Below are 13,948 nucleotides of genomic sequence, written 5' to 3' on the forward strand. Positions count from 1 at the left end.
CATCCGCTCCTCCCAGATCACCGCCGGCCTTGCGCGAGCGCCTTGAGGAGGTACGCACCGTAACCGCTCTTCACGAGCGGTTCCGCGCGCTCGCGAAGTTCTTCATCCGAAAGGAACCCCATGCGCCAGGCGACCTCCTCGGGGCATCCGATCGAGAGGCCCTGTCGCTTCTCGACCGTGCGGATGAAATCGGTCGCCTCGCTCAGCGAGTCGAAAGTACCTGTGTCGAGCCACGCGGTTCCGCGCGGAAGAAGCTCCACTTTGAGGCTCCCCCGCTCGAGGTAAGCCTTGTTGACATCGGTGATCTCGAGTTCACCACGCGGCGACGGCCTCAGATCCTTCGCGATTCCGACGACATCGTTGTCGTAGAAGTAGAGGCCCGGAACGGCGTAATTGCTTCTCGGGCGCGCGGGCTTCTCCTCCAACGAGACGACGTTGCCCGCGGCATCGAATTCCACGACGCCGTATGCAGTTGGGTCATCCACCCAGTAGCCGAACACCACACCGCCAGTCAGTCCGCTGTACTGACGCAGGCGTGTGCCCATCCCCTGGCCGTAGAAAATGTTGTCGCCGAGCACGAGCGCAGCCGAGTCAGACCCGATGTGCTCCTCACCGAGGATGAACGCCTGCGCGAGCCCGTCCGGAGACGGCTGCGTCTTGTACGTGAGTGAGGCCCCGAACCGGGAGCCGTCACCGAGGAGTCGCTGGAACTGGTCGGCGTCCTGCGGCGTCGTGATGATCAGGATGTCGCGGATGCCGGCGAGGATCAGGGTCGACAGTGGGTAGTAGATCATCGGTTTGTCGTAGACCGGCACGAGCTGCTTCGAGATTCCGAGGGTGATCGGGTGAAGACGCGAGCCGGTGCCACCGGCGAGGATGATGCCACGCATAGGATCCAGTTTCGCGGATCGACGCGCCGCGCACCAATCCGGACACCCAGGTGCACACCAGCATGCCCGGTAACCTGGAGGGATGCGGAAACTCCTCGTGACCGGCGGAGCCGGGTTCATCGGCTCGAACTTCGTCCACCACGTCGTCGCCCACACGGACCACCACGTCACGGTCCTGGACAAACTCACCTACGCCGGGAACCTCGCATCCCTCGCCGGGCTCCCCGAGGACCGCGTGACCTTCGTCCAGGGCGACATCGCGGACGCGGCCCTAGTCGACGACTTGTTTCCGGGCGTGGATGCGGTCGTGCACTACGCCGCCGAATCCCACAACGACAACTCGCTGAACGACCCGCGGCCGTTCCTCGACACGAACATCATCGGCACGTACACGCTGCTGGAGGCGGCGCGACGTCACGGGACCCGCCTCCACCACATCTCCACCGACGAGGTCTACGGCGACCTGGAGCTGGACGACCCCGAGCGCTTCACCGAGTCGACGCCCTACAACCCGTCCTCCCCGTACTCGTCCACCAAGGCCGGCAGCGACCTCCTCGTCCGTGCCTGGGTGCGCTCGTTCGGCGTCCAGGCGACGATCTCGAACTGCTCCAACAACTACGGGCCGTACCAGCACATCGAGAAGTTCATCCCGCGGCAGATCACGAATGTCATCCGCGGCATCCGTCCGAAGCTCTACGGCGCGGGCGAGAACGTCCGCGACTGGATCCACGCCGACGACCATTCGTCCGCCGTCCTGACGATCCTCGACAAGGGCGAGATCGGGCAGACCTACCTGATCGGCGCGGACGGCGAGAAGAACAACAAGGAGGTCGTCGAGCTCATCCTGACTCTCATGGGACAGGATGCCGACGCCTACGACCACGTCACGGACCGCGCCGGCCACGACCTGCGCTACGCGATCGACTCCACGAAGCTTCGCAGCGAGCTCGGGTGGCGTCCTGTGTACCAGGACTTCGAGGCAGGACTGTCGGCCACGATCGACTGGTATCGCGCCAACGAGGACTGGTGGGCGCCTGCGAAGGACGCCACGGAGGCCTTCTACGCCGCGAAGGGCCAGTGATGACGGAGTTCGGCAAGCAGCTCGCGCCCGTCGAGACGGGCATCCCCGGTCTCGTGCTCTGGGAACTCCCCGTCCACGGCGACAGCCGGGGCTGGTTCAAGGAGAACTGGCAGCGCGAGAAGATGACTGCGCGCGGCCTCGAGGACTTCGGCCCCGTGCAGAACAACGTCTCCTTCAATGACGCGGTCGGGACGACCCGCGGCATCCATGCGGAGCCGTGGGACAAGTGGGTGTCGGTCGCGTCCGGCCGTATCTTCGGGGCGTGGGTGGACCTGCGCGAGGGCCCCACGTTCGGCGCGGTGTTCACGGCGGAGATCGATCCCTCCCGAGCCATCTTCGTCCCGCGGGGTGTCGGCAACGCCTACCAGACGCTCGACGCGGATACCGCCTACACCTACCTCGTCAACGACCACTGGTCGCCCGAAGCCGCATACACGTTCCTGAACCTCGCCGACGAGACGGCAGCGATCGCATGGCCGATCCCGCTCGCCGACGTGGAGGTCTCTGCGAAGGATCTGGCGCACCCTCGACTTGAGGACGTGACGCCCATCCCGCCGCGCAAGACGCTCGTGATCGGCGCGAACGGACAGCTCGGGCGCGCGCTGCGCGCCGAGCTCGGGGATGCCGCGCATATCGAGTACGCGACTCGCGGCGACCTCGATCTCGGGTCGGATGATCTCGCGACGGCGCGCCGCTGGCGCGATTACGACACGATCATCAACGCGGGCGCGTACACCGCGGTCGATCTCGCTGAGACGCCTGAGGGACGAGTGGATGCCTGGTCCGCCAACGTCACCGGCGTGGCCGCTCTCGCCCGCGTCGCGGCGGAGAACCGTGTGACGCTCGTCCATGTGTCGAGCGACTACGTCTTCGACGGCGCACTCGATCGGCCCTATCGCGAAGACGACGCCGTATGCCCTCTCGGCGTGTACGGCCAGACGAAGGCTGCGGGCGATGCGGCGGCTGCGACCGCGCCGAAGCACTACATCGTCCGCACCTCGTGGGTCATCGGCGAAGGGAAGAACTTCGTCCGCACCATGGCCTCGCTCGCCGAACGCGGCATCAACCCGAAGGTCGTCGACGATCAGATCGGACGCCTGACCTTCACCGATGACATCGCACGAAGCATCCTCCACCTCCTCCAGTCAGGTGCTCCGTACGGCGTGTACAACCTCACCGGCGGCGGGGAGCCGACGTCGTGGGCAGACGTCGCCCGAGCGGTGTTCGAACTGACCGGCCACAACCCGGCCCGCATCACGGGCGTATCGACGGGGGAATACTTCGCCACGGCTGCGGGCCCCGTGGCGCCGCGTCCGCGTAACAGCGTGCTGGACCTCGCGAAGATCGAGGCCACCGGATTCGCGATCCGGGACGTCCACGCCGCGCTGGTTGCCTATCTCGCTGGCTGACGCGCTCCTGTGCCCATCCGTTCCGGATGGGCACAGGAGCTGCGTCGCTCAGGGAACTGAGACGACTCGGCATCCCAGCGTTACATTCGGCCCGCCCGCGGAATCGATACCGTACGCGCAGACCTGATGCGCGCCCGCCGCGGCGCTCACCATTGCAGCGAAACCGTGTGCGTCGCCCAAGCCCGGGAAGGCGGCGGCGACATCGGGCCGGGAGAGGTTCGCAACGAATGCCGTGCCGACTCCGTCGACATAGATGTGAACGCCGATCGACGCTGCAGAGTCGGGGTCGAGTGTCCACCCGGAGGCGGTGATTCGTCCTGCCGTCGCGGACACGCCCTCGAAGTTCCCGATCGGAGCCCTGTTCGTCGCCGGCGTCACTCCGGCCACCGTGGCCGTCCGGCATCCAAGCGTGGTGTTGGTGCCACCGGCGTTGTCGATCCCGTACACGCACACTTGATGCGTGCCAGCGGAAACCGCCACTTGAGCGCTGAAGCCATGCTCTTCGCCGTACCCCGGGAATGCGGCCCCCACATCCGGTCGCGAGACGGCGGCAGTGAATGCGCGGCCGACACCATCGACATACACATGCACCTGGATCGATGACGTGACGTTCGGGTCTAGTGCCCATCCGTTCGCAGTGAGAACGCCCGACGAGATCGAGACCGACTCGAAGTTCCCGATCGGAGCCCTGTTCGCTGCCGGCATCACGCCGGCGACCGTGGCCGTCCGGCATCCCAACGTGGTGTTGGTGCCGCCTGCGTTGTCGATGCCGTACACGCACACTTGATGCGTTCCGGCGGACAGCGCCACTTGAGCGCTGAAGCCGTGCTTGTCGCCGTACCCCGGGAATGCGGCCCCCACATCCGGCCGCGAGACGGCCGCAGTGAACGCGCGGCCGACACCATCGACATACACATGCACCTGGATCGACGACGTGACGTTCGGGTCCAATGCCCATCCGTTCGCCGTGAGAACGCCCGAGGAGACCGAGACCGACTCGAAGTTGCCGATCGGAGCCTTGTTCACCGTGGGCAGCGTCACGGCCGGAGGCGTCGGGGTCGGCGTCGGGGTGGGCGTCGGCGTCGGCGTCGGCGTCGGCGTCGGCGTCGGCGTCGGCGTCGGAGTCGGCGTCGGCGTCGCAGTGACTGTCACGGTCCGGCACCCGAGCGAGCTGTCACCACCGATCCCCGTGTTGACCGCGGTGGCGCACACCGTCGACTGCCCGGCCGGCAGTGTCAGCTGGCCCGAGAACCCGTGATTGGGACCCGACGCCGGGTAGGCGGCGCCCACATCAGGCCGGGCGAGGCTCGCCACGGCATCGGTCGTGGTCGCGCCGACGGTGAGCTTGACGTGGATGGAGGCGGTGGTATCCGGATCAATCGCCCAGCCGCTCGCGGTGACTGTCGATCCCGCGACCGAAAGCCCTTCGTAATTACCGAACGGGGGGTGCCCTCCGTCCACCGGGCCCACGACCGTTACATTGCCACAGCCGAGGAATTTGTCGACTCCTCCAGCAACGTTGACGGCTGTAATGCACACGGCCTGCGTACCCGCGGCCGGGACTGCAACGCGCACGTCGAAGCCGTGATTCGGTCCAACTGTCGGGTACGCCGCCCCGACATCGGGGCGCGGAACCGACGCGGTGAATACAGTTCCCACCGTGCCGACAGCCACCCGGATGCTGATCGGATTCGACGTGTCGGGATCTGCCGCCCAGCCTGTCACTCGGATCGAGCCCGCGTCGCTCGTAATCGACTCGATGTTGCCGAATGGGCTTCCTGGCCCACCCTGAGTCGATCCGAACCAGTCAGAGAAGTAGTTGTAGAAGTTGCGGTTCCCGTAGGCAGAGCAGGAGTCACCGGTCCCGTAGCCCGCGCCAAGGGCCGCAGCGTTGGGCGTGTACGGCGTGTAGTAGTAGAGGCCCGCAGTGGCCTGGTTCTTGACGTAAACCGCCTTGGTGCCGCAGGCGGTATTGGGGTTGTAGAGGATATTCCAGGTATGGCCGGGGGCGTACCAGGTGAAGTAGTTGCTGGTCCCCGGCGGGTTCGCATAACGTTTGAACTGCCATGCGGCCTTGTAGACCTGAGCGAAGAAGCCCGCCGTGATGCTGTTGCAGCCGGTCGTGTCGGGACAGTCAGCCCCCATCGCATGCGCGTAGGCGTAGTCGGATGGCCACACGCTGGTGATCAGGCCCTGCTCCTTCTGCATCGTCACCAGAAGCACTTGCGGATTGATGCCGCACGCCTGGGCCACCTTGTAGATGATCACCGACGCGCGCTCGCTGGATCCGCCCGAATATGCACTGCACATCGGGTCGGCGGCCACGGATGTCGTCATTGTGTAGTAGTCCTTGACGCACGCGCCGGCCGCCGCGCACGTGGGCTCCTTGGACTCGAGGAAAGCCTGGACTTGGGACTGCGACATTGCGCCCGCGTTGAAGAACACCGAGTCGCTGATGATGTTGCCTGGGTCGAACTGGGACAGGTCTGCGGCCTGCGCCGGCGAAGCCGCGATGGGCATCAGTAGCGCGCCGATGACGACCATGACGGCGCTGAGCACCGCTCCGATACGCGCTCTGAACCCACGGCGCGCAGATATCCCCCGACCCGACTGCATGTGAACAGTGTGTCGTAAGTGGCGGAAGTACGCCACTGTGAGAAATTGGCCAATCACAGTTCGGCGTGCAGCTGCCACACGCGATCGGCAGCATCCCGCCACGCGAACGCGCGTCCACGATCCCCGGACATCACCGACATCCGCTCGATCGCCTCATTCGAGCCGAGGACGTCGCGCACCGCCGACCCCAGGGCGTCGGCATCCGGTTCTGCAAGCGCACCACCATCGGAGATCACGTCGCGATGCATGTCGGATGCGGCGGCGACGACGGGCACGCCGAGGGCCAGCGCATCCACGACCCGCCAAGGGAACGCGGTGCGCAGCGAGGGCGCGACGAGCACGAGCGCGCCGTCCAGGAGCGCCGCTCGGTCGGCCTCGTCGAGGTGGCCGCGGACGTGCAGGCGAGACTCCGCGATGCCGGCCTCCGCCGCCAGCGCGGCCACCGCGGACGCGTCGTCCGCGTCCATCACGACGACGGGCAGGTCGAGACCGGCGAGCGCGGCGAAGGCGAGGCCGACTCCGTCGACGCCCGCGACGACGACGGTGCCCTCGGGGAGGCCGAGCGTGCGTCGTCGGCCGACGCCATCCACCGGCACGGCGAAGCCGGCGGGAGCGGCGCCGGAGACGACCCGGATGCGACCCCCCAGCCGCGTGCGTTCGGCGAGGGCGGCGGCCATGGCGTGGGTCGGCACGACGACCGCGTCGGCATGCTTCTGCGCGCGCTTGAACATCGCCTTCTGCCAGGCGACCGTTGACCTCGAGAGGAGGTCCGGACGCTCCCAGACATCGAGGTCCCACACCGTGACGACCGTCTGATCGTTGTCGTGCACGCGGTCGTGTCGGGCGAGTGGCGCGAGCAGCGACGGCGCGTGGATCAGCCCTCCGCCGACGCCGGCGGTGACTCCGAGCTGCCAGGCGGCGATGAGCTCCCGGCGCGCGAAGGAGAGCCTCCGCACGTCCGCGAGCCCGGGGACGTCACGCTCGATGTCGGCACCAGACGGGACGATGCCCGCGACCTCGCATCCGGCCGGCGCCGTGCGCACGAGGGCGCGCCCGAGCTGGACGGCGGCGGCCGCGATGTCCGGCTCGGCCTCCGTGTCGAGCACGAGCCTGAGGGTGGCGGTCACCCGGTCATCCCTTCGGGCTCGGCGACGCCGACGGCGGGTGCAGCATCTTCTGGACGAGACCGTGGATGTACGCGACATCGGGGTGGAACTGATCGATGTCGGCGGACGGATCGAGGACGATCGACGGCGACGGATGCGACTTCGACTTGACGCCGAGGTCGGCGAGGTAGCCGAGCATCGACTCCGGGATGTCGGTCTTGAACAGCTGCGTGCCGGCCGTCGCGACCTCCTGGAAGTGGGTCAGCAGGTTGGCCGGGGTGACCTGATGGAGGATCGCATCCTGCAGCTCCGACTGGCGCTTCACGCGGTCGAAGTCGCTCGTCGTCTCACGCGACCGTGCGTACCACTGCGCGGTGTTGCCGTCCATGTGCTGCCTGCCTGGCTCGATCCAGCCGGTCGCCCACTTCTGCACGGGCTGCCCCTCGTAGGCGGGGCCGCCCTCCGGCAGGCGCTGGGTGACCGTGATGTCGACGCCGCCCAGCGCGTCGACGAGCTGGGCGAACCCGCCGAAGTTCATCAGGACGTAGTACTGGATCTTGACCCCGAGGATGCCCTCGACCGCGTCCCGCGTCGCCTCAATCGACGGGGTCGAGCCGTGGCTCGCGGCATCCGGGTACAGGTTCTTGCCGTGGCCGCAGACGCCGACCTCGGTGTTGAGCTGGTTGATGCCACCGCCCCAGCCGCACTTGGCGTTGGCATGGCCGGTGTGCACATCCGGGTAGAGCTGCCGCATCGGGCTGCCCTCCACGAACGGGAACCCGGCGAGGTCGCGCGGGATGCCGGTGCGGGCCACTTGTCCCGTCTCGGCGTTGATCGAGACCACGGAGATGCTGTCGAACCGCATCGAGTCGCGGCCGGCGGAGTCGTCGCCACCGAGCAGCATGATGTTGTAGTAGCCGTCGCTCGGCGGCTGCGACGGACCGCTTGCCGCGAAGATCGTGCCGATCGCCCCCCGCGCGGAGTCTGCGTAGCTCACGGCCTTCGCCGTGACCGTGCTGCTGGCGACGAGCAGCGAGACCGCGAGGATGGGGATGCCGACCCGGGCCCATCCGCGGATCTTGACGAACCTCACGAGCCGCAGCGTGTCGACGGTGAGCACGACCCAGAGCACGACGAACGCGGCGAGGACGACCTCGACGGCGAGCAGGAAGAACGTGTTCGCCACGAGGGTGATGAGCGCCGTGCGCCACATCAGAGCGGCGAGGACCCCGACGATCGCGATGATCCAGAGGAAGAGCGTTGCCGCGATGCCGACCCGGCCGAGGCGGCGGTTGCCGGCGAGCAGCTGCGCCGACCCCGGCAGCAGGAAGTTCATGCCCACGAGCCACCAGCCCCGGTTCTCCATGAACTGGGGGGACGACGCATCCGGATACCGGAGCGGCCGCTCCTCCACGAGCACGCCCCGCGACATGCCGACCGCGCTCACAGCGACGCCTTCAGCCGGCGGTTCTTCTCCTCCACCTGGGCTTCGAGGTCCCGCGCGTACGCCTCGACCCGCTCGGCGACCGCGTCGTCGCCCGCACCGATGATGCGGGCGGCCAGGAGTCCTGCGTTCTTGGCACCGCCGATCGAGACGGTGGCGACCGGAATGCCGGCGGGCATCTGCACGATGCTGAGGAGGGAGTCCATGCCGTCGAGCAAGGCGAGAGGGACGGGCACGCCGACGACAGGCAGCGCGGTGACGGATGCCAGCATCCCCGGCAGGTGCGCGGCTCCACCGGCACCGGCGATGATGACCTTGAGGCCCCTCGCGCGGGCGTCCCGCCCGTAGCGCACGAGCTTGTCGGGGGTGCGGTGCGCCGATACGACCTCCACCTCGTGCGGGATGCCGAACTCTGTCAGCACGGCCGACGCGTCGCGCATCACCCTCCAGTCCGAGTCGGAGCCCATGACGACTCCGACGAGGGGGGACGAGGACGAATTCAGCGGCTCGGTCACCATTCCAGGCTAGGCCGCTCGCCTGCGAGAACTCCGCAACGGCACGGCCACCCTGGGCGACTCCGTGCCAGTCAGTCGACGAAGCGGGCCGCCGCCGAGCGGGCGACGTAGGCCACGTCATCCAGATCGTCGCCGACCGCGTTGACGTGGCCGACCTTGCGTCCGGGGCGGGGCGCCTTGCCGTACGTGTGGACCTTGGCGTCGGGATGGTCGGCCATCGCGGCGGCGAACCGGGCATCCAGGGAGTCGGATGCCGGTCCCCCGAGGATGTTCACCATCACCGACCATGCCGCGCGCGGCGTCGGGTCGCCCAGCGGGAGGTCGAGTACGGCGCGCAGGTGCTGCTCGAACTGGCTGGTGGCGGCGCCGTCCTGCGTCCAATGCCCGGAGTTGTGCGGGCGCATCGCGAGCTCGTTGACGAGGATCCGGTCGTCGGTGGTCTCGAAGAGCTCGACCGCGAGCATGCCCGTGACGCCGAGCCCCTCGGCGATCGCCGTGCCCACGCGAGCCGCCTCCTCCTTGAGGCGGTCGCCGGCATGCGGCGCCGGGGCGACGACCTCGGCGCAGACACCGTCGCGCTGCACGGTCTCGACGACGGGATACGCGAAGACCTGACCCGACGGCCGGCGGGCGACCTGCTGGGCGAGCTCTCGCGTGAAGTCCACGAGCTCCTCGACGAGGAGCGGTCCTCCCGCGGTCAACCAGTCCGCGGCGTCGGAGGCCTGCGACACCAGGCGCACGCCCTTCCCGTCGTATCCCCCGCGCGGGGTCTTCACGACCGCGCGCCCGCCGTGATCGTCGAGGAACGCCTGCAGCGACGCCTCGTCAGAGACGGATGCCCAGTCCGGCTGCGGCATCCCGAGCTCGGCGAGCTTCGCGCGCATGGCGAGCTTGTCCTGCGCGTACTGCAGGGACTCCGGCCCCGGGTGCACGGCGACGCCGGCGTCGACGAGGGCGCGCAGCACAGGCTGCGGCACGTGCTCGTGGTCGAACGTGACGACGTCGACATCGCGGGCGAACGCCAGCACGGTGTCGGTGTCGCGGTAGTCGCCGACCGAGGTCGCGGCGAGGGATGCCGACATCCCCTCCTCCTCGGCGAGCACGCGGATCTCGACCCCCAGCTCGATCGCCGGCGCGATCATCATCCGCGCCAGCTGTCCGCCGCCCACCACTCCGACTCGCAGGGCCATCCCGCTCCTCTCGACCGGACCATTGTCCCGCACCCGACAGGTACGGCGATGCGCGATCAGGCGGGGCGCGGCGGGAGGGGCGGCGGCGGATTCGGCGGCAGCACGCCCGACGAGCTGGTGGTCATCCCCGGCAGCGGCAGCTCCCGGTGGGCGAGGATCTGGTTCACCTCGACCTGATCGACGAGCACCTCGTGCACGAGCACGGCGCTCGGAATGTCGACGAGCCGCAGCGGCTCGTCGATGCCGTTGCGAAGGGTCAGCGTGCCGGTGCCCCACATCCGCTGGATCGGTCCGCGGCGCATGTCGATCGTGTATCCGCGCACGTGCGACAGCTCGCGCGTGCCTCCGCCGCCGATTCCCCCGCGCGCGAGGACACGGCGTGTGGTGATGGTGTAGACGCGGCCCCACCAGATGAGGAACGGGATGAGCACGAGCAGCAGGACGATCGCCGCGGCGGCCCCGAGCAGCATCCAGTTCGTGAACGGAGCCGGCAGGCGACCGTACAAGTAGCCCACCGCGCCGGCGGTGACGATGAGCACCAGTGCGGACCAGGTCAGTCGGCGAGCGTGGCCACGGAAGCGCGCCACACGCAGCTCCGGCGTCGGGATGCCCGGCGCCGGTGTCAGCGGGCGTCCCCCGATGCTCGGCTGCGTCACGCCTCCATCATGACACCGGGGCTGCCCGCGGCCCGTGAGCCCCCGCTGCGCGGGTCAGCGCAGATGGACGATGTCGCCTGCCGCGACCACGGACTCGGTGCCGACGAGCGGCTCGATGACGAGCGCGCCGTCCGACGTGAGCCGGCGAGCGGTCCCCAGGACCTCCGACCCGTCGGGAAGGAGGGCGCGGACGTCGCGTTGCAGCGTGACGCAGAGCGCCTCCACCTCGCCGCGCACACCGGATGCCGCGACATCGCCGTTCGCCGCGACGAGCGCGGCGACCTGCTCGGCGAGGGCACGGAGGTAGGCGTGGAGCAGGACGTCCTCGTCGACGTCGACACCGAGCGCCGCGAACGAGGTGGCCGTGCGGACCGGCAGATGCTCGGCCGGCATGCGTGTGTTGATGCCCGCCCCCACGACCACGAGACCCGGATGGCCGGGCACCGCCTCGGCGAGGATGCCGCAGATCTTTGCGCCGTCGACCAGCACGTCGTTGGGCCACTTCAGCCCCGCGGTGTGCGTCGTCCCCTGCAGGGCGCCCGCGACGGCACGCGTCATCGCGGCCCCGGCGAGGAGCGACACCCACCCGCGGGCCGCGAGCGGGATGCCGGTGACATCGAGTACGACCGACACGGCCAGGGCGGCGCCGGCGGGCGCGACCCACGTGCGGTCGAGCCGGCCCCGGCCGGCGCGCTGATCGTCCGTGACGAGAACGGAGAGATGCGGCCACGCGCCCGGATGCGTGGCGACGAGTGCTACGAGATCCGCATTCGTCGAGCCCGTCGATTCGACGATCTCGATGTGGGGGGAGACGGTGCGTGAGAGCGGGAGATCGTGCATGCCGTCACCCTATTGCCGTCACCCGGTCCTGCGCGATGATTCTCACAGCACAGGGCTCGATGACTTGTGCGCACCCTCCAACGCGGAAAACGCGCCGCTCGCTAGGGTGGAACGGTGACCGATCAGCCCGACCTCTCCACGACCGCCGGCAAGATCGCCGACCTGCGCCAGCGCTTCCAGGAAGCCGTCGTCGATCCCGAGAAGATCTCGCTCGAGAAGCAGCACGCCAAGGGCAAGCTGACCGCGCGCGAGCGCATCGAGCTCCTCGTCGACCGGGGGTCGTTCGTCGAGCTGGACGAGTACGTCCGCCACCGCACCAGCGCGTTCGGCATGGACAAGTCTCGACCCTACGGCGACTCGGTCGTCACCGGCATCGGCACGATCAACGGCCGCACCGTCGCGGTCTACGCGCAGGACTTCACCACCTTCGGCGGATCGCTCGGGGAGGCCGCGGGCGACAAGATCATCAAGATCATGGAGTTCGCTCTGCGTAACGGCATGCCCTGCATCGGCATGCTCGACTCCGGCGGCGCCCGCATCCAGGAGGGCGTCGTCGCCCTCGGCAAGTACGGCGAGATCTTCCGCCTGAACACCGCCGCATCCGGTGTCATCCCGCAGATCTCGATCATCATGGGCCCCGCGGCGGGTGGGGCCGTGTACTCCCCCGCGCTCACCGACTTCGTCGTCATGGTCGACAAGACCAGCCAGATGTTCGTGACAGGCCCCGACGTCATCAAGACGGTCACCGGCGAGGACGTCGGGATGGAGGAGCTCGGCGGCGGCTACACCCACAACACCCGCTCGGGCGTCGCGCACTACCTCGCCGACGACGAGGACGACGCGATCGACTACGTCCGCACGCTCCTCGGCTTCCTGCCCGACAACAACATGTCGGAGCTCCCCCGGTACGAGTCGGGCTTCGAGTGGGAGACGACGGATGCCGACCAGTTCCTGAACACGGTCATCCCGGACTCCCCCAATCAGCCGTACGACATGCACCAGGTCATCGCCCACATCGTGGACGCGGGCGACTTCCTCGAGGTGCAGCCGCTGTTCGCGCCGAACATCGTGATCGGCTTCGGCCGCATCGAGGGCCGCACCGTCGGCATCATCGCGAACCAGCCGTCGCAGATGGCGGGCACGCTCAACATCGAGGCCGGAGAGAAGGCGAGCCGCTTCGTGCGCTTCTGCGACGCGTTCTCGGTTCCGATCGTGACGCTCGTGGATGTGCCGGGCTACCTTCCCGGCACCGACCAGGAGTGGACCGGCGTCATCCGTCGCGGCGCCAAGCTGCTCTACGCCTATGCCGAGGCCACCGTGCCGCTGGTGACGGTCATCCTGCGCAAGGCGTACGGCGGCGCCTACATCGTCATGGGCTCGAAGCAGCTGGGCGCCGACGTGAACCTCGCGTGGCCGACGGCGGAGATCGCGGTGATGGGCGGTCAGGGCGCCGTCAACATCCTCTACCGCGGCGAGCTCAAGCGGGCCGCCGACGCCGGCGAGGACATCGCCGCCGTGCGCACGCGACTGGCGAACGAGTACACCTACAACGTCGCGTCCCCGTTCCTCGCGGCCGAGCGTGGGGAGCTCGACGGCATCATCGAGCCCGCGCACACCCGCGTCTCGATCGCCAAGGCGCTCCGCGCGCTGCGCGGGAAGAGCGCCAGCTTGCCCGCGAAGAAGCACGGTAACATCCCGCTATGACCGGCGAGGATGACGCACAGCTCGCCATCGAGGTCATGCGGGGCACTCCCACCGAGGAGGAGCTCGCCGCCCTCCTCGCCGTCGTCAGCGAGGCGTACACGAACGAGGCCGCCGAGGCGGTCGCCGAGGATCAGGAGCGCCGCTCGGCGTGGGAGCTCTCCGCCCGCGGACTGCGCGAGCCGCTGCAGCGCGAGTACGGCTGGGGCCGCTGGACCGCGTGACGGCGTCTCCCGCGTGATTCCGCGGATATTTGTCCCCCAAAATACCTACAGACACCTGCGGTGCGGGTTTGTCAGACTTATGGAGCTGGAACGCTTCCGCGTTCGGCCGACCGGCTCGTACAGGGTTTGACGAGCTCCGGATTCGGCCTTCTGCGGACGGTTTTCGGGTAACCGTCCGCTTAGGCGAGGGGCGGGCGGCTTCGCCGCCCCTCGCCTCCTTCTCTCCTCACCGCCCTGGTATCTCCCCCTCCGGGTCGGTGAGAGTTCGCCCGTCTG

The 13,948-nt window shown here is 68.6% G+C and carries 12 protein-coding genes; 4 read left to right on the forward strand and 8 right to left on the reverse strand.

The genetic code is table 11. The annotated features are described in order from the left end of the window. Positions 1–17: 17 nt before the first annotated feature. Complete coding sequence (rfbA, locus tag AC0NZN_RS06065; RefSeq protein ID WP_474591380.1) at positions 18–890, reverse strand: glucose-1-phosphate thymidylyltransferase RfbA; 873 nt, start codon at positions 888–890, stop codon at positions 18–20. Positions 891–972: 82 nt separating this feature from the next. Here rfbA and rfbB point away from each other — a divergent pair, with 82 nt between their 5' ends. Further along, positions 973–1,971 carry a dTDP-glucose 4,6-dehydratase gene (rfbB, locus tag AC0NZN_RS06070; RefSeq protein WP_474591381.1) on the forward strand — a complete coding sequence of 333 codons (999 nt, stop codon included), beginning with the start codon at positions 973–975 and terminating at the stop codon, positions 1,969–1,971. Beyond that, the gene (locus AC0NZN_RS06075; protein WP_474591382.1) at positions 1,971–3,380 is read left to right on the forward strand and encodes a sugar nucleotide-binding protein; all 1,410 of its coding nucleotides are present in this window, start codon (positions 1,971–1,973) and stop codon (positions 3,378–3,380) included. Before rfbB ends, AC0NZN_RS06075 begins: the two co-directional genes overlap by 1 nt. A gap of 48 nt (positions 3,381–3,428) precedes the next feature. Here AC0NZN_RS06075 and AC0NZN_RS06080 read toward each other — a convergent pair whose 3' ends face one another. The 7 genes from AC0NZN_RS06080 to AC0NZN_RS06110 all read right to left on the reverse strand — a co-directional run bounded on the left by AC0NZN_RS06080 (position 3,429) and on the right by AC0NZN_RS06110 (position 11,747). Then, positions 3,429–5,924 (reverse strand): hypothetical protein, encoded by a 2,496-nt coding sequence (locus AC0NZN_RS06080; RefSeq protein WP_474591383.1) that lies wholly within the window; start codon positions 5,922–5,924, stop codon positions 3,429–3,431. A gap of 125 nt (positions 5,925–6,049) precedes the next feature. Then, the gene (locus AC0NZN_RS06085; RefSeq protein WP_474591384.1) at positions 6,050–7,123 is read right to left on the reverse strand and encodes a glycosyltransferase; all 1,074 of its coding nucleotides are present in this window, start codon (positions 7,121–7,123) and stop codon (positions 6,050–6,052) included. A gap of 4 nt (positions 7,124–7,127) precedes the next feature. Next, the gene (locus AC0NZN_RS06090) at positions 7,128–8,549 is read right to left on the reverse strand and encodes an LCP family protein (protein WP_474591385.1); all 1,422 of its coding nucleotides are present in this window, start codon (positions 8,547–8,549) and stop codon (positions 7,128–7,130) included. Beyond that, positions 8,546–9,013, reverse strand: coding sequence for a 5-(carboxyamino)imidazole ribonucleotide mutase (gene purE / locus AC0NZN_RS06095; protein ID WP_474591615.1), 468 nt, complete (start codon positions 9,011–9,013; stop codon positions 8,546–8,548). The genes AC0NZN_RS06090 and purE overlap by 4 nt, the downstream gene beginning before the upstream one ends. A 119-nt stretch (positions 9,014–9,132) precedes the next feature. Continuing rightward, a complete protein-coding gene (locus tag AC0NZN_RS06100) occupies positions 9,133–10,251 on the reverse strand; it encodes a 5-(carboxyamino)imidazole ribonucleotide synthase (protein WP_474591386.1) in 1,119 nt (372 codons plus the stop codon). 56 nt (positions 10,252–10,307) lie between these two features. After that, positions 10,308–10,907 (reverse strand): PH domain-containing protein, encoded by a 600-nt coding sequence (locus AC0NZN_RS06105; protein ID WP_474591387.1) that lies wholly within the window; start codon positions 10,905–10,907, stop codon positions 10,308–10,310. 54 nt (positions 10,908–10,961) lie between these two features. Continuing rightward, positions 10,962–11,747: a biotin--[acetyl-CoA-carboxylase] ligase gene (locus tag AC0NZN_RS06110; protein ID WP_474591388.1), complete on the reverse strand. Its 786-nt coding sequence runs from the start codon at positions 11,745–11,747 to the stop codon at positions 10,962–10,964. A gap of 114 nt (positions 11,748–11,861) precedes the next feature. Here AC0NZN_RS06110 and AC0NZN_RS06115 point away from each other — a divergent pair, with 114 nt between their 5' ends. Continuing rightward, positions 11,862–13,451: an acyl-CoA carboxylase subunit beta gene (locus AC0NZN_RS06115; RefSeq protein WP_474591389.1), complete on the forward strand. Its 1,590-nt coding sequence runs from the start codon at positions 11,862–11,864 to the stop codon at positions 13,449–13,451. Further along, on the forward strand, positions 13,448–13,672 hold the full coding sequence (locus AC0NZN_RS06120; RefSeq protein ID WP_474591390.1) for an acyl-CoA carboxylase subunit epsilon: 225 nt from the start codon (positions 13,448–13,450) through the stop codon (positions 13,670–13,672). The genes AC0NZN_RS06115 and AC0NZN_RS06120 overlap by 4 nt, the downstream gene beginning before the upstream one ends. Positions 13,673–13,948: the final 276 nt, after the last annotated feature.

Source organism: Microbacterium sp. sgz311019 (genome assembly GCF_056135325.1).